Source organism: Microbacterium jejuense (assembly GCF_039544225.1).
Classification (GTDB): domain Bacteria; phylum Actinomycetota; class Actinomycetes; order Actinomycetales; family Microbacteriaceae; genus Microbacterium; species Microbacterium jejuense.
On record NZ_BAABLG010000009.1, the window covers coordinates 115708 to 130681 of the forward strand.

At 70.6% G+C, this 14974-nt stretch carries 16 protein-coding genes and 1 tRNA gene; 5 read left to right on the forward strand and 12 right to left on the reverse strand.

The annotated features are described in order from the left end of the window. Nucleotides 1–3 precede the first annotated feature (3 nt). The 6 genes from ABEA46_RS16395 to ABEA46_RS16420 all read right to left on the reverse strand — a co-directional run bounded on the left by ABEA46_RS16395 (nt 4) and on the right by ABEA46_RS16420 (nt 3271). The gene (locus tag ABEA46_RS16395) at nt 4–354 is read right to left on the reverse strand and encodes a PRC-barrel domain-containing protein (protein ID WP_345545958.1); all 351 of its coding nucleotides are present in this window, start codon (nt 352–354) and stop codon (nt 4–6) included. Further along, a complete protein-coding gene (locus ABEA46_RS16400) occupies nt 341–757 on the reverse strand; it encodes a hypothetical protein (protein ID WP_345545959.1) in 417 nt (138 codons plus the stop codon). Before ABEA46_RS16400 ends, ABEA46_RS16395 begins: the two co-directional genes overlap by 14 nt. Beyond that, nucleotides 754–1983: an NRAMP family divalent metal transporter gene (locus ABEA46_RS16405; RefSeq protein WP_345545961.1), complete on the reverse strand. Its 1230-nt coding sequence runs from the start codon at nt 1981–1983 to the stop codon at nt 754–756. Before ABEA46_RS16405 ends, ABEA46_RS16400 begins: the two co-directional genes overlap by 4 nt. After that, on the reverse strand, nt 1983–2384 hold the full coding sequence (locus ABEA46_RS16410; RefSeq protein WP_345545963.1) for a hypothetical protein: 402 nt from the start codon (nt 2382–2384) through the stop codon (nt 1983–1985). The genes ABEA46_RS16405 and ABEA46_RS16410 overlap by 1 nt, the downstream gene beginning before the upstream one ends. 129 nt (nt 2385–2513) lie before the next feature. Further along, nucleotides 2514–2825 (reverse strand): hypothetical protein, encoded by a 312-nt coding sequence (locus tag ABEA46_RS16415; protein WP_345545964.1) that lies wholly within the window; start codon nt 2823–2825, stop codon nt 2514–2516. Further along, a complete protein-coding gene (locus ABEA46_RS16420) occupies nt 2822–3271 on the reverse strand; it encodes a GNAT family N-acetyltransferase (protein WP_345545965.1) in 450 nt (149 codons plus the stop codon). Before ABEA46_RS16420 ends, ABEA46_RS16415 begins: the two co-directional genes overlap by 4 nt. A 114-nt stretch (nt 3272–3385) precedes the next feature. Between ABEA46_RS16420 and ABEA46_RS16425 the strand changes: the two genes are divergently transcribed. After that, nucleotides 3386–4612, forward strand: coding sequence for a S1C family serine protease (locus ABEA46_RS16425; RefSeq protein ID WP_345545967.1), 1227 nt, complete (start codon nt 3386–3388; stop codon nt 4610–4612). Nucleotides 4613–4642: 30 nt separating this feature from the next. Here ABEA46_RS16425 and ABEA46_RS16430 read toward each other — a convergent pair whose 3' ends face one another. After that, nucleotides 4643–5227, reverse strand: coding sequence for an isochorismatase family protein (locus ABEA46_RS16430; RefSeq protein ID WP_345545968.1), 585 nt, complete (start codon nt 5225–5227; stop codon nt 4643–4645). After that, on the reverse strand, nt 5224–7503 hold the full coding sequence (locus ABEA46_RS16435; RefSeq protein ID WP_345545969.1) for an MMPL family transporter: 2280 nt from the start codon (nt 7501–7503) through the stop codon (nt 5224–5226). The genes ABEA46_RS16430 and ABEA46_RS16435 overlap by 4 nt, the downstream gene beginning before the upstream one ends. A 95-nt stretch (nt 7504–7598) precedes the next feature. Here ABEA46_RS16435 and ABEA46_RS16440 point away from each other — a divergent pair, with 95 nt between their 5' ends. Next, a complete protein-coding gene (locus ABEA46_RS16440) occupies nt 7599–8555 on the forward strand; it encodes an EamA family transporter (protein ID WP_345545970.1) in 957 nt (318 codons plus the stop codon). Between the two features lie 30 nt (nt 8556–8585). On the opposite strand, the gene ABEA46_RS16445 is transcribed toward ABEA46_RS16440, so the two are convergent. After that, a complete protein-coding gene (locus ABEA46_RS16445; RefSeq protein ID WP_345545971.1) occupies nt 8586–8984 on the reverse strand; it encodes a hypothetical protein in 399 nt (132 codons plus the stop codon). 60 nt (nt 8985–9044) lie between these two features. Then, a tRNA-Thr gene (locus tag ABEA46_RS16450) sits at nt 9045–9116 on the reverse strand. A 259-nt stretch (nt 9117–9375) separates the two neighbouring features. Here ABEA46_RS16450 and ABEA46_RS16455 point away from each other — a divergent pair. The 3 genes from ABEA46_RS16455 to ABEA46_RS16465 all read left to right on the forward strand — a co-directional run bounded on the left by ABEA46_RS16455 (nt 9376) and on the right by ABEA46_RS16465 (nt 12109). Then, nucleotides 9376–10287: a MetQ/NlpA family ABC transporter substrate-binding protein gene (locus ABEA46_RS16455; protein WP_345545972.1), complete on the forward strand. Its 912-nt coding sequence runs from the start codon at nt 9376–9378 to the stop codon at nt 10285–10287. Between the two features lie 78 nt (nt 10288–10365). After that, on the forward strand, nt 10366–11457 hold the full coding sequence (locus ABEA46_RS16460) for a methionine ABC transporter ATP-binding protein (protein WP_345545974.1): 1092 nt from the start codon (nt 10366–10368) through the stop codon (nt 11455–11457). Then, the gene (locus ABEA46_RS16465) at nt 11450–12109 is read left to right on the forward strand and encodes a methionine ABC transporter permease (protein WP_345545976.1); all 660 of its coding nucleotides are present in this window, start codon (nt 11450–11452) and stop codon (nt 12107–12109) included. The genes ABEA46_RS16460 and ABEA46_RS16465 overlap by 8 nt, the downstream gene beginning before the upstream one ends. 67 nt (nt 12110–12176) lie before the next feature. Here the strand turns inward: ABEA46_RS16465 and ABEA46_RS16470 are convergent, their stop codons facing one another. Beyond that, entirely contained in the window at nt 12177–13751 is a 1575-nt protein-coding gene (locus tag ABEA46_RS16470; protein WP_345545977.1) for an alpha/beta hydrolase, read from the reverse strand. Next, complete coding sequence (locus tag ABEA46_RS16475) at nt 13748–14929, reverse strand: DNA polymerase III subunit delta' (protein WP_345545978.1); 1182 nt, start codon at nt 14927–14929, stop codon at nt 13748–13750. The genes ABEA46_RS16470 and ABEA46_RS16475 overlap by 4 nt, the downstream gene beginning before the upstream one ends. Between the last annotated feature and the right edge of the window lie 45 nt (nt 14930–14974).

Consider the following 14974-nt stretch of genomic DNA (forward strand, 5'->3'; position numbering starts at 1 on the left):
ACCTCAGGAATCGGGGATGCCGCGCCGGGCGTTCAGCGGAATCCGCGGTGCCGCGACACCGAGGACGACAGCATCGCGGTCGACGCGCGCCACACACTCCCACGGGATCAGGCGGGACGCGCGATGAAGCCACTCGATCACGCGGGCCACGACGGCGGGCCCATTGACCCGGCCGCGCTCGTACCCGTACATCGACAGCCGGCTGTGCGGGCTCACGATGAGCGCGATGAGCGCGATGTCGCCCTCGTGGTCCCGGCGTCGGGCGCCGCGGCGGAACCGCACGTCCACGACGGTGCCGAGCCGTGTGCCGTCCGCGTCGATCACCGGCATGTCGAGCAGTTCACTCAGGAGCATGGCGGCCTCCGGGGATGCGGGCGATCACGCGGTCGCGGATCCAGCGCTCGAGCCACGTGGCATCGAGTTCGTCCGCCTGTGCGTCGATGCGGATGACGGTGCCCAGGCGGCGGACGTGACTCCATTCGATGCGGTCCCATCGCGAGCGGGGCATGCTCCCGCCGAACACCCGCGGCAGCACCGCGGCGCCGACGAGGATCGCCGCCACCGTCGGGGGTCGCTCATGATCGACCGGCTCCCCCATCTCCACCCCTTCGATCTCGACGTCGTCGACGGTGCTGACGGGAAGATCGTCGCGGTCGAGCATCTGACGGTCCAGCAGGTGCAGCCGTGCGTCGACGGCGCGGCCGTCCGGGTCCTGGTACCAGTCGAGGGGATGCTGCGGCGCGCGTGCTCGTCTCATGAGCCCATCCCCGTGATGATCATGAGCGGGATCGCTGCGGTCGCGGCGACCAGGATGACCGCGAGGAACACGACGGCCAGTCCGTTGCGCACCCGGCCGTTCACGGCGTCACCCATGTACTCCGGATCGTTCGCGACGACGAGGATCGGGAAGTAGGTCAGCGGCAGCGCCACCGCCGAGAACACGACCGAGACCTCGGTCACCGCCACCGGGTCGACGCCTGTGGCGAGGATCCCGCCGCCGACGAGGAGGCAGATGATCATCGACAGATGGAACCGGGCAGCCTGCGCGGGACGGCGGAACTTGCCCCAGCTCCATCCGAAGAACTGCGCCAGCGTGTAGCCGCTGGAAAGGGTGGTCTCCAGGGCGGCGCCGAACGTCGCGGCGAGGATTCCGACGATCACGAACGCGAGGGCGAGCTTTCCGCCCGCCTCGGCGACCGGCAGGACGAGCTGCGACAGCGAGGTCACCTCGATCGCCTTCGGCAGCAGCACGACGGAGGCGCACGCGGCGATCGCGAGCGAGAGGATGCCGCCGAGCGGGAACCCGACCAGCACGTTGGCGCGCTCCGTGGAGAGGTCCTTCACCGTCCACCCCTCTTCGACCGCCCCCGACGAGAAGAAGAACACCTCGTACGGGGTCATGGCGGCGCCGAACAGCGCGACGGCGAAGTACCAGTACGACAGCGGATGCCCCGACGACTCGGTCCATGGCTGCACCGCCTGCGTGGCCAGCGTCCCCCAGTCGGGCTTGAGCAGGAACAGCGCCACGACGAACACGATGAGGCTGAGGCCGAGGATCCCCGCGACGTTCTCCATGATCGAGAACTTCGTGCGCCAGACCACGATCCACACCGCGAACAGGGCGACAGGGATCCACATCCCCGGCCCCACCCCCGCGGCCAGTTGGAGAGCGAGCGCGATGCCGCCGATCTCGGCGGTGAGGGTCAGCAGGTTGATCAGGAACGACGCCGCAAGGTTGGCGAGACCTGCTCGAGGTCCCAGCCGTTCGCGGATGACCTCGAACGTGGCTCGTCCGCTGACCGCGGCGACGCGCCCTGACATGTCGGCGTAGACGCAGATGCCGACGATCCCGATCAGCACGACCCAGGTCAGTCCCATCCCGAAACGCGATCCGACGACCGCGTTGGTGACGAGGTCGCCGATGTCCACGAAGCCGCCGATGGCGGTCAGGATGCCCAATGCGACGGCGAAGAGCTTCTTCATCACTCCCCCGCCAGCTCGTCCAGCACCGAGATGGCCGCGTTCAGCGCGTCCACGGCGGCCGCTTCATCCCCCTGCTGCGCACGGTGGACGGCGTCGACGGCTTCACGGGAGGCAGCGAGCGCCTGGGTCCGTGCGAGCTCCGCCGCGGCATCCGCCGTCTGCGTCTGCTCCAGCTGCGCGATCACTTCGCCGAGCCGGGCCGCCATGTCGTCGAGCAGGACCCGGGCAGTGGTGGCGAAGGTCCGTCCCGCCTCGTCGATGCGGATGCCGAGCTCCGCGGACCGTGCAGCCGAGAGCGCGTCGGCGGCCATCGGCTGGATGTCCGCCGCGGAGGCCGCGCATCCCGACGCGAGTGCGCCGACGATGACGAGCCCGACCAGCGACCGCCTGATGCGCTTCACTCCACCGGTCCCTTCGTGTGCACCACACACGATGGCACCGGGCGCGCTGACGCGAACCGGTCTTGACGGGGGTCCGGCGGATGGTCTAGTCCCGTCGCCTCGCTGTCGCGCGGTGCCGGATGCGGGGCGTCAGCGGGCGAGCGCGAGCGCGATGAGCCACACGACGAGGCTGAGCACGAGGGCGATCAGCGGGTACCAGAACGCCAGGCGCCTGCGCGAGAGCGCCACGATGCCGCCGATGCTGCCGAGCACGCAGAGCGCGAGCGGCACGTAGCCGCCGAGCACGATCGCGAGCGTGTTGTCGTACGCGCCGACAGCCCACAGCAGCGAGACGAAGAACATCACCACGGCGACGCCCACCGAGAAGCCGATGAGCAGCAGCGTCGCGATGAGGTCGCCGGTGCGCCGTTCCGGCGCAGCGGCCGGCGTGCTGTCGGTCATGCGCCGAGTCCGATCTGGTAGTGGACGTAGCCGGTGTGCGTGGCGACGCTCTCGTACAGCGTCCGCGCCGTCGCGTTCGTCTCCTGGGTGAGCCAGTAGACCTTCGGCGAGCCGTGGGCGTCGGCCCACGCCGCGACGTGCGCGATGAGTGCGCGCCCGGCTCCGGCTCCGCGTGCGGCGGGGTCGACGAACAGATCCTCCAGATAGCAGTACGGCTCGGCCGCCCACGTCGCCGCATGGGTGAGCCAGTGCACGAGCCCGTGGGCGGTGCCGTCGTCGCCGATGGCGAGGGCACCGTGGATCGGGAACTGCGGATCGACGAGCCGGTTCCATGTGAGCGCCGTCTGCTCGTCGGAGAGCTCGGTCTCGTAGAACTCGAGGTACCCGCGCCACAGCGGCAGCCAGGCGTCGCGATCGGCGGGGAGCAGCGCACGGATGGTGGTCACGATCCAGAGGCTAGCGGTCCGGCGGCGCATCGATCCATAACCGGCGCATAGGCACCGGATCGGCCGCTCACGGCGTCCGGTGCTGCGATGGAGTCCTGAGAGAGCGAGGGCATCATGTTCACACACCGCACACCCGAGCCGAGCGCCGACCGCACACCCTCGGCGTCCGCCGCACCGTGGTACCGACGACGCACGGCGCTCGCGTGCGCCGGTCTCGTGATGGCGGGGTCGCTCGCCCTGGCCGCCCCCCTCGCTGCGGCCGCGAGCACCGGGAGCGCCGCTGCGACGACGGTGGCAGCATCCCTCCCCTCCTCTCCGGGCACGGGCAGCTCGCCGTACGGCTCATACGGGTCGCACGGGTCCCGGTACGGCGGCTCGTCGAGCACCGGCGGGTCGACGCAGACACTCGCATCGACGGCGGACTCGTCCGAGGCCACCGGGGTCGTGATCATCGAGACCTCACTCGGGTACGAGGACGCGCAGGCCGCCGGCACCGGCATGGTGCTCACCGCCGACGGGCTCGTGCTGACCAACAACCACGTGGTCGAAGGCTCGACCGAGATCTCGGTGACGGTCGCGGCGACCGGCCAGACCTACACCGCGACCGTGGTCGGCACCGACTCCACGAACGACGTCGCCCTGCTCCAGCTGCAGGGCGCGAGTGGCCTGCAGACAGTCACGATCGACGACGATGCCGAGGCGGTCGGCGATGCCGTGACCGCGGTGGGCAACGCCGAGGGCGGCGGCGTCCTGATGGCCGCCGACGGGCGCATCACCGAGCTCGATTCCACCGTGACGACCTCTTCCGACGGGCTGACGGCGGGCGAGACACTCGACGGGATGATCGAGTTCGCCGCCGATGTGGTCTCGGGCGACTCGGGCGGCGCCCTGCTCGACGACGAGGGAGAAGTGGTCGGCATGACGACGGCGGCCTCGAGCGGCTCGGTGACGACCGTGGCCTACGCGGTCCCGATCGAGGACGCGCTGACGATCGCCGATCAGATCCTCGAGGGCACCGAGACCGACGGCGTGACGATCGGCTACCCGGCGTTCCTCGGCGTGCAGGTGGCGCGCGTGCCCGCCGGGTACCGGTACGGCGGCTCCGCGACGGCGGGCGCGCTGATCGCCGGGGCGATCGACGGCACCCCGGCGGCCGCCGCCGGGCTTACCGCCGGCGACACGATCACCGCGATCGACGGCACCGCCATCGCGGACGCGGATGCCCTGACGGCAGCGCTCGGCACCTCCGAGCCTGGTGCCACCGTGACGCTCACCTGGATCGACGCGTCCGGCGCGTCGCACTCCGCCGCGGTCACGCTGGTGGCGGGTCCGGCGGCCTGAGGCCGGCCGGCCCGCCGCACGGCACCCGCCTCAGACGCCGGCCGCCGACGCGAGCTCGGCGCCGGCATGGGCGAGCTCGGCCAGCGCGGCCTCGCTCGACCCGGGCGCGACGCCGGCCACGAGGTCGGTGAGCACGCGGACGTGGCGGCCGTGCTCGATCGCATCCAGGGCGGAGGCCCGCACGCAGTAGTCCGTCGCGATGCCCACCACATCGACGTCGACCACGCCGTGCGCGTCGAGCAGCTGTGAGACGGTCTCGCCGTCGTCGGTCGTGCCCTCGTACAGCGAGTACGCGGGCTTGCCCTGCCCCTTCTTGACGTGGTGCGTGACCGCGGCGAGGTCGAGTCCCGGGTCGTACTCGGCGCCCTCGGTGCCGGACACGCAGTGGACGGGCCACGTGTCGACGAAGTCCGGCTCGCCGGCGGCGAAGTGCCCGCCGTTGTCGTTGTCACCGTCGTGCCAGTCGCGCGAGGCGATCACCACGGCATAGTCCTCGGAATGCGTCACCAGGAACTGCGAGATGCCTCGGGCGACCGCGTCTCCGCCCTCGACGCCCAATGCGCCGCCCTCGGTGAAGTCGTTCTGTACGTCGACGATGAACAGTGCCTTGCTCATGGTTCGAGCGTACGCCGGTACTCCTCGCGGGTGAGGGGATGGCCGTCGTCGGCCGTCGTCGAGGGCGCATCCGGGGCGCTCTCGGCGGGGACCGCATCCCTTCGCCACAGCCTCGAGGGCCACCAGATCGCCCGGCCGATGTCGTACGACAGCGCGGGCACCAGCAGCGACCTCACCACGAATGTGTCGAGCAGCACGCCGAAGGCGACGATGAAGGCGATCTGCGCGAGGAACAGGATCGGGATCACCCCGAGCGCCGCGAACGTCGCGGCCAGCACGAGACCCGCTGAGGTGATGACCCCGCCGGTGGCGACGAGGCCTCGGAGGATGCCGGGTCTGGTCCCGTGGACGAGCGACTCCTCGCGCACCCGCGACATCAGGAAGATGTTGTAGTCCACGCCGAGCGCGACCAGGAACACGAACCCGTACAGCGGTACGGCGGGATCCGCGCCCGCGAAGTGGAACACGCCGTCGAAGACCAGCGCGCTGACCCCGAGCGCAGTCGCGAACGACAGGATGACCGTCGCGATGAGCAGCACCGGAGCGAGGATCGACCGCAGCAGCAGCATGAGGATCACCAGGATCACCGCGAGGATCACGGGGATGATGAGCGTACGGTCGCGTGTCGAGGTGTCGTTCGTGTCGATGTCGGTCGCCGTCTCGCCGCCGACGAGCGCGGTGCCGGCCCCGAGCTCGTCGTCCAGGTCGACGCGGAGCGCGCGCACGGTCTGCTCGGCGGCCACGGAGTCGGCGGCATCCGTCAGCGTCCCGATCACGAGCACGTCGCCGTCCGAGACGGTGGGCGCAGGCGCCGGGGTGCCGGGCGGCCCGGCCGGGGTGAACACCGGCTCGCCGCCCTCGAGCTCGACCGCCGCCTGTCCGGTCGGCGAATCGGCCGACGCGACCGAGACCGACTCGACGCCGTCGGAGTCGTCGAGCACGCCGACGGTCGCGGCGAGATCGGCTTCGGGCACGACGACGTACACCGGCGACCCCGAGCCCGCCGGGAAGTGCTCGGCGAGCACCGCCTGGCCGTCGCGCGCCTCGGACGTCCCGAGGACCAGGTCGCTGGTCGGCACGCCGTCGGCCTTCAGCTGCGTGATGCCCACGGCGCCGGCCAGGAGCACGATCGTGCACACGACCCACACCGCACGCGCATGGCGCGCGATGAAGCGCGCCTGACGCGGCCAGAGGCCCTTGACCGGCTGCGTCAGGTCGTCGGGGATGCCGGACGCGGCGTGCTTCGGGATGAACGGCCAGAACGCGGCACGGCCGCACAGGGCCAGCAGCGCCGGCAGGAAGGTGAGAGCCGACAGCACCGAGAACGCGATGCCGATCGATGCGATCGGTCCGAGCGCGCGGTTGGTGGCGAGGTCGGACAGCAGCAGGCACAGCAGGCCAGCGATGACCGTTCCGCCGGAGGCGATGATCGGCTCGAAGGCACCGCGCCACGCCGTCAGGGTGGCGTCCCATCTGCGCGCACCGGTGGCGACCGCCTCACGGAAGCGCGCGACGTACAACAGCGCATAGTCGGTCGCTGCGCCGATCACCAGGATGAACAGGATGCCCTGCACCTGCCCGTTGAGCACGAAGATGCCGGCGTAGGCGAGCCACCACACGGTCAGCAGCGCCGCGCACAGGGCGAACATCGACGTCGCGAGCACGAGGACGGGCAGCAACGGCGATCGGTACACGATCACGAGGATCAGGAACACCGCGCCGAGGGCGACTCCCAGCAGCAGCCCATCGATGCCCAGGAAGCCTTCGACGAGGTCCGCGGTGAACCCGGCAGGGCCGGTGACCCACGCGGTGAGGCCGTCAGGCAGATCGTCCGCGGCCATCGCACGGATCTCGGCGACGGTGTCGCCCACCTCGCCGGACGCATCGATCGGCACGAAGACCTGCACCGCCTCCCCGTCCTCGGAGGCGATCGGCGGCGAGACGTCGCCGGTGACATCGTCCAGGGCCGCGACGTCGTCGACGAACGTCTGCACGTCTGCGATGTCCTCGTCCGAGAGCGCGCCGTCGCCGGTCACGACGACGACAGCCGGAATGCTCTCCTCCCCCAGGAAGTCCGCGAGACGCCCATTCACCTGGGTCGCATCGGCGCTCTCGGGCAGGAACGTCGATCTGTCGTTCGACGAGACCTCGTCGACCTTCCCGAAGTACGGCCCGCCGATCGACGCGGCTGCCAGCCAGATGAGAACGAGAAGGACCGGGATGCCGATCCGCAGCCATCTCGTCGGTACTCGTCTCGCGTGGTGAGGCTGCGTCATATCGCTAGCTTATCTAGCTTTCCAGTCCGGCATGCAACTCGCGCGGACATGCCGTCCGAGGGCTCGCCGGCGCACCGTTCGCTAGGCTCCCCCCGATGCTCTCCGCCGCCCTCGCCCTGATCGGCGCCCTCGTCTACGGTTCGGCCGATTTCCTCGGCGGCCTCTCTGCCAAACGCCTCCGCTCGATCGTGGTGACCGCGGTCGCTGCGGCATCGGGACTGGTCGCGCTCGCGCTCGTGCAGCCGCTGATCGGCGGCCAATGGCGCACCGCCGACCTCGTGTGGGGCGTCCTCGGCGGCGTCGTCAGCGTGGTCGCGATCGCGCTGCTGTACGCGTGCCTCGCGATCGGGCCCATGAGCATCCTGTCGCCCCTGACCGCCGTCGTCTCGGCGATCGCCCCCATGCTGTGGGGACTGCTCGTGAAGGGCGACACGCTGGCGCCGATCGGCTACGCCGGACTCGGCCTCGCGCTCGTGGCCGTCGTGCTCGTGGGGTTCATCCCGGGCGAGAAGATCGTGCGCCCCACTGCTCGCGGAATCGCGATGGCCGCCGGCGCCGGCCTGTCGATCGGCGCATTCCTCATCATCATCGATCAGACTTCGCAAGACAGCGGCCTGGCCCCGCTCGTCGCGAGCCGGGCGACGAGCACCGTCGTGACCGCCGTGGTGGTGGGTGTGCTGGCGCTGGCCGCAGTGCGCCGCGGTGCTCGGGCACGTTCGGTCCTGCGGGTGTCGGGTCCACAGCTGGGCGCGACACCCAGCGGCCATGCCGACCTCGAGCACGCGACGACCGGGAGCGTGGCGGCGATCCCGTCACTCGCCCGGGCGTGGTGGCTCGCGATCGCCTGCGGAGTGGCGGATGCAGCGGCCAACGCGCTCATGCTGCTCGCTCTGCGTGAGGGCGACCTGTCGATCGTGTCGGCACTCACTGCGCTCTACCCGGCGGGCACGATCCTGCTGGCTGCCGTCGTGCTGCGCGAACGCGTCGCCGCGGTGCAGTGGGCCGGGCTGACGCTCGCACTCATCGCCGGGGGCTTGCTGGCCGTCGCCTGATCGCGTCGGTCACGCCCGCGCAGCTGCGGCTCAGCCGCGTACGAACAGGAGGATCAGCGAGGTCGCGAGGGCGATCACGCCCAATGCCAGCAGACCGGCCGCGAGCAGCGTCACGGCACGCACCGCGGGCGAACCGGCGGTCAGCCGCATCCGATCGGGGCGACCCGGGCGCACATAGATCTCGGCCGTCTGGGACGCGCCGATCCGATGCTCCTGCTCGTGGGTCAGGTACGCCGACCCGACACCGCCGGCGTGGTCGTCGAACCACCGCACCAGCCGGCCGTGAGGACCGTCGTCGACGACGCCCTGCGTGCGCACCCACGTGCCGTCCGCGAGGCGCATGATCAGCGCGACGACGGCGAGCAGGATGCCGAGGCCGAAACCGATCCACGAGAAGATCTCGGCGATGGCGTCGATCGCGTCGGGCACCGCGCCTCCCCCTCTGGGATACGGAAAACGGCCGCAGATCTGCGGCCGTTTTCACATCGGAGCCACCTGTCAGGATTGAACTGACGGCCTTCCCATTACGAGTGGGATGCTCTACCACTGAGCTAAGGTGGCGCGCTTCGCTTGCGCGATGCACAAGCAACGATCTTACAGGGTTTGCGGAGTGCTCGCGAACCACGGCGGGTCGCGGCATCCCCCTCCCCTCGATGACGGCGCCGCGCCCGCAGGGTGTCGACGTGTTACGCCTCGGTTCGGGGAATCCGGACAGCGCCTCGTACGGTCGAATCGGCCCGCGACGAAGCGTGCGCGGTCCGGTGGATCGCGCGCGCGGTCACAAGCCCCGACGGGCCTCGATCCACAGGAGCACGCACACATGTCCACGCCCAAGAAGCTCATCGGCGCCGCAGCACTCGCACTGCCCCTCGTCGTCGCCCTCGCCGGCTGCGCCGGAACCGGGACGGATGCCGCGGCCGGCACCGCCGGCAGCACCGATGAGCAGAAGCCCGTCCGCATCGGCGTCGTCAACTCCGGCGACCCCTACTGGGAGACCTTCACCGAGGCCGCCGCCGACGAAGGCATCGACGTCGAACTGGTCAACTTCACCGAGTACGCGCAGCCGAACCCCGCGCTGTCGGCGGGCGAGCTGGACCTCAACCAGTTCCAGCACGTCATCTATCTCGCGACCTACAACGTCAACAGCGACGACGACCTGCAGCCCATCGGCGCGACGGCGATCTACCCGCTCGGCCTCTACTCGTCGCAGTACGACTCGGTGAAGGACATCCCCGCCGGCGCGACAGTCGCGGTGCCCAACGACGAGTCCAACCAGGCCCGCGGTCTGCTCGTGCTGCAGTCGGCAGGCCTGATCGAGCTCGAGGACGGCGGCTCGCCCTTCTCGACGGTCGCCGATGTGCTGCCCGACTCGAAGGTGAAGGTCGAGGCGCTGGATGCCTCGTTCACCGCATCCTCGCTGCCCGATGTCGCGGCGGCCATCGTCAACAACGACTTCCTCGAGGACGCCGATCTGACCGCGGAGGATGCGATCGCACAGGACGACCCGTCCGACTCCGCGGCCATCCCGTACATCAACATCTTCGCAGCCAAGGCCGAGGATGCCGACAACCCGACGTACCTCAAGCTCGTCGAGATCTACCAGAACACGCAGGCCGTGCTCGATGGCGTGGTCGAGGCATCCGGCGGCACCGCCGTGCTCGTCAAGACCCCGGTCGACGACCTCGTCGCGTCGCTGTCCGACGTCGAGGACGACATCCGCGCCAACTCGTAACACCCGCACCACCGCCGCGTGCGGCCCGATCGCGTCCGAGCGAACGGGCCGCACACGCGTGTTTCCGGAGGAGCCCGAATGACCCTCATCCGCCTCACCGGCGTGACCAAGACCTTTCCGCCGTCGTCGAAGGACGGCTCCCCTGTCGTCGCCGTCGACGACGTCTCCCTGACCGTCGCCGCCGGCGAGGTGTGCGGCATCATCGGATACTCCGGTGCCGGCAAGAGCACCGTGCTGCGCCTGGTGAACGCGCTGGAGACGCCGACCGCCGGCACCGTCGAGATCGATGGGCGCGACATCACGCACCTGCGCGAGCGCGAGCTGCGCGCGCTGCGCGGCGACATCGGCATGATCTTCCAGCAGTTCAATCTCTTCGACTCGCGGACTGTCGCGAAGAACGTCGCGTACCCGCTCGAGGTCGCCCGGCGTCCTCGGGCCGAGATCGCCGCGCGCGTCGACGAGCTGCTGCGGTTCGTCGGACTCGCCGACAAGGCCGGAAGCTTTCCCGAGCAGCTGTCGGGCGGGCAGAAGCAGCGTGTCGGCATCGCCCGCGCCCTCGCCACGAGCCCCCGCATCCTGCTCGCGGACGAGGCGACCAGCGCCCTGGACCCCGACACCACGCAGGAGGTCCTGGCGCTGCTCAAGCGCGTCAACGACGAGCTGGGCATCACGATCCTCGTCATCACCCACGAGATGGACGTCATCCGCACGCTCGCCGATCGCGTCGTCGTGATGGAGGACGGGCGCATCATCGAGAGCGGCGACGTGTTCGACGTCCTCTCGGCGCCGCAGCACGGCGCCACCCAGCGGTTCGTCGCCAGCATCATCGAGGACGTCCCGTCGGGCCCGCAGCTGCGCACGCTGCGGGAGCGCCACCCGGGCCGCATCGTCACGCTGCAGATCGGCGACGGCGGCAGGATCGGCGACCGCGAGCGCAGCCGGGAGGCGGCGGACCCGCGCCACGCGGCCCCGACGCAGGCTGACGTGTTCGCGGTGCTCGCCGCGCACGGTGTGCGGTTCGAGCTCGTCCACGGCGGCATCAACGACATCCGCGGCCGCGTGTTCGGCCATCTCACGCTGGCGCTGACCGGAGAGGCGGATGCCGTCCAGCGGGCGATCGACGCCGTGTCGGCGTTCGCACCGCTCATCGAGGAGGACGCCCGTGGATAGGCTCATCGACCTGCTCCCCGACCTGTGGGAGGCGACCGCCGAGACCCTCTACGTCGTCTCGCTCAGCCTCGTGTTCGGCGGCATCGCGGGCCTCTTCGTCGGCCTTGCACTGTACGCCACGCGGCCCGGGAGCCTGTTCCCGAACAGGTTCCTGTTCGGCACGCTGAACGTCGTCGTGAACTTCTTCCGGCCGATCCCGTTCGTGATCCTGCTGGCGGCGGTCCAGCCGCTCGCCCGTGCGCTCGGCATCCCCGGCATCGGACCCGAGTTCGGCATCTTCGCGATCACGATCGCATCGCTCTTCGCGATCAGCCGCATCGTCGAGCAGAACCTGCTCACGGTGCGTCCCGGCGTGATCGAGGCGGCGCGCGCCACCGGTGCGAGCCGCTCCCGCATCCTGCTGCGACTGCTGCCGCGCGAGGCGCTGGGCCCCCTCATCCTCGGCTACACGTTCATCGTGGTCGCGCTGGTCGACATGACGGCCATCGCCGGCGCCGTCGCGGCCGGGGGCCTGGGCGAGTTCGCCATCGTCTACGGATTCAAGCAGTTCAATCCGTGGGTGACGTGGGCGGCCGTGCTCGTGATCATCGTCATCGTGCAGGCCGTGCAGTTCCTCGGCAACGGGCTCGCGCGGCGCGTGCTGCGGCGCTGACGAGCCGACGGCTCGACGATGGCGGGTGGATGCCGCGACGGCATCCACCCCCTTCACATGACGGCGATCACTCGCAGCGCAGACCGTCCTCGGGCGGCGTGCCGTCCAGCAGGTAGGTGTTTACGGCGTCGTCCACGCACGAGTTGCCCTTGTTGTAGCCGGTGTGACCCTCGCCGACGCGCGTGACCAGCACGCCCGATGACAGCTGGTCGGCCAGCGACGCGGCCCACTGGTACGGCGTCGCGGGATCGTTCGTGGTGCCGACCACCACGATCGGCGCCGCGCCGTCCGCGGTGATCCGCTCGCGCACACCGGTCGCGGGATAGGGCCACACCTCGCACGGGTCGGGTCCGTCCCAGTAGGGCGCGATGGTCGGGGCCTCGGCCGCGAGCAGCGCGTCGGCGTCGGCCTGCTCCTGGTCGGTCGCGTCGACCGGGTAGTCCATGCAGTTGTAGGCGCGGAAGGCCTCGGTCTGGTTGTCGAGGTACGCCCCGTCCTGGCGGTTGTAGTAGAAGTCGACGAGCTGGAACGCCACCCCGGCCTTGCCCGCGAGCACGTCGGTCAGCGCCTGCGTCAGGTACGGCCAGCTGTCCTGCGAGTACAGCGCCGCCACGATCGCCGTCATGAGCGAGTCGGCGCCGAGCTCGCGCCCGTCGGCGTTGCGGATCGGATCGGCGTCCACGCTCGCCAGCAGCGTGCCGAGGTCGGCCATCGCGTCGTCGACGCTGCCGCGGAACGGGCAGTCCTTGTCGGTCAGGCAGTCGGCCATGTAGGCCCGCAGGGAGGACTCGAACCCGACGGCCTGCGACACGCCGACGTCGAGGCCCGGGATCGACGGGTCGATGGCGCCGTCCAGCACGAGGCGGCCGACCTTGTCGGGGAAGAGCTTCGCGTACGTCGCGCCGAGGAAGGTGCCGTACGAGTACCCCAGGTAGTACAGCTCTTTGTCGCCCAGCACGGCGCGCATGAGATCCATGTCGCGCGCCGAGTTGTCGGTCGTGATGTACGGCAGGATGCCGTCGCTGTTCGCGTCGCACGCCTCGCCGAACGCCTTGTGGTTCGCCAGCAGCTCGTCGGTCCACGCCTGCGTCCCCCGCTTGTTCTGCGGAAGGTCGAACAGGTACGCGTCCATGTCTGACGCGTCGTAGCACGTCACCGCGGTGGACTCGCCGACACCGCGCGGGTCGAAGCCGATCACATCGAACTTGTCACGCACCGGCTGCCCGACGGCGTAGCTGACCGAGTCGCGCACGAGCGCGATGCCGCTCGCGCCCGGGCCGCCCGGGTTCGTCAGCAGCGACCCGATCGGCTCGCCGCCGCCCTCGGCGCGATGGCGGATCAGGGCGAGGTCGATGTCGCCCCGGGACGGGTCAGACCAGTCCAGCGGCGCGGTGATCGTGGCGCAGTCGAACGAGCCGTTGCACGTCGACCAGTCGATCTTCTGCTCGTAGTACGGCAACAGATCGTCCGCGACCCCCTCGGAGTCGGGCGACTTGCTCGTCGTGGGGCGCGGCTCGGCGTCGGGGATCATCGAGTAGAGGCATCCGCTGAGGACGAGGGATGCCGCGACCAGCCCGGCCAGGACCGCTCCGGTGCGGGCGATCAGTCGGGTGCGGGCGCTGCGGGGGCGGGTCGGGTTCACGGGATCCTTCCGCTCGCGACGGTCACGAGCAGGCTCTCGAGTGCGAGAGCCGGGGCGGCGTTGAGTTCGAGGTTCTCGCGCGTGACGCCGATGCGGTCGACGACCGTGAGGGTGCGGTCGGGCGTCCACGCAGCGGCGAGCGCGCGCAGGTCCGGTTCGAGCTCGCGGTTGATGAGTGCGCCGCCGGACGCGTCGTCGCGCCCGAACTGCAGCATCAGCACGTCTCGGTACATCGACTCCAGGTCGGTGAGCACCCGATCGATGCCGTCGCGCAGGCTGCGCGTGGCGCGGCGCTTCTGCTCATCTTCCAGCGCCGACAGCTGGGAGCGCACGGCGGGCGGGATCGCCGCTCCTTCGGCGATGCCGACGGTGCGCAGCAGGGTCGTCCGCTCGGCCTCGTCGCGCTCGGCCGTGAGCGCTTTCGCGTCGTCGGTGGCGGCGGCCACGATGGCCCCGGCGACCTCGACGGCGTCGCCGACGCCGCGGACCCCCAGCACGCCGCGGAGCGTGGCGTCGCGGCGTGCGCGCGCGTCGGCATCCGTCGCCAGTCGCTGAGCCATGCCGATGTGCCGCTGCGCGTGGCGGGCGGACTGCTCGGCGATCGCCGGATCGACGTCGCTGCGGCGGACGATGAGCTCGGCGACATCGGCCACGTCCGGCTCACGCAGGCGCAGCGTCCGCACGCGCGAGCGGATGGTCGGCAGCAGGTCGGCGTCGCTCGGCGCGCACAGCACCCACACGGTGCGCTCCGGCGGCTCTTCGAGCGCCTTGAGCAGCACGTTGGAGGTGCGCTCGGCCATGCGGTCGGCATCCTCCATCACGATGACCCGGTAGCGCCCCAGCGAAGGGGCGAAGTACGACCGCTCGACCAGAGCGCGGGCGTCCTTGATCGAGATGATCACGCCTTCGGTGCGCAGGGCGGTCAGATCGGGGTGGGTGCCGGCGAGCACCTGGTGCATCGTGCGCTCGTCGCCCGGCTCGGCGATCAGCGCCGCGGCGAACGCGTGCGCGAGCGTCGACCGACCGGAACCCGGAGGCCCGGTGATCAGCCACGCGTGCGTCATCGCGGCAGGATCGGATGCCGCCTCCCGCAGCGCGGCGACGGCGGCGTCCTGCCCCCACACGTCGCCCCACGGCGCATCGGCGGACGCGGTCACGGGTGAGGTCGCGGCATCCATCCCGCTCAGCCTAAAGCGTCCCGACGACAATGACGGTCGTCTCCC

What these genes read in the sequence shown, in the direction of transcription:
- ABEA46_RS16425 (WP_345545967.1), top strand. Translation starts at nt 3,386, where the DNA reads ATGTTCACACACCGCACACCCGAGCCGAGCGCCGACCGCACACCCTCG.
- ABEA46_RS16435 (WP_345545969.1), bottom strand. Translation starts at nt 7,503, where the DNA reads ATGACGCAGCCTCACCACGCGAGACGAGTACCGACGAGATGGCTGCGG.
- ABEA46_RS16395 (WP_345545958.1), bottom strand. Translation starts at nt 354, where the DNA reads ATGCTCCTGAGTGAACTGCTCGACATGCCGGTGATCGACGCGGACGGC.
- ABEA46_RS16460 (WP_345545974.1), top strand. Translation starts at nt 10,366, where the DNA reads ATGACCCTCATCCGCCTCACCGGCGTGACCAAGACCTTTCCGCCGTCG.
- ABEA46_RS16430 (WP_345545968.1), bottom strand. Translation starts at nt 5,227, where the DNA reads ATGAGCAAGGCACTGTTCATCGTCGACGTACAGAACGACTTCACCGAG.
- ABEA46_RS16475 (WP_345545978.1), bottom strand. Translation starts at nt 14,929, where the DNA reads ATGGATGCCGCGACCTCACCCGTGACCGCGTCCGCCGATGCGCCGTGG.
- ABEA46_RS16440 (WP_345545970.1), top strand. Translation starts at nt 7,599, where the DNA reads ATGCTCTCCGCCGCCCTCGCCCTGATCGGCGCCCTCGTCTACGGTTCG.
- ABEA46_RS16415 (WP_345545964.1), bottom strand. Translation starts at nt 2,825, where the DNA reads ATGACCGACAGCACGCCGGCCGCTGCGCCGGAACGGCGCACCGGCGAC.
- ABEA46_RS16455 (WP_345545972.1), top strand. Translation starts at nt 9,376, where the DNA reads ATGTCCACGCCCAAGAAGCTCATCGGCGCCGCAGCACTCGCACTGCCC.
- ABEA46_RS16400 (WP_345545959.1), bottom strand. Translation starts at nt 757, where the DNA reads ATGAGACGAGCACGCGCGCCGCAGCATCCCCTCGACTGGTACCAGGAC.
- ABEA46_RS16405 (WP_345545961.1), bottom strand. Translation starts at nt 1,983, where the DNA reads ATGAAGAAGCTCTTCGCCGTCGCATTGGGCATCCTGACCGCCATCGGC.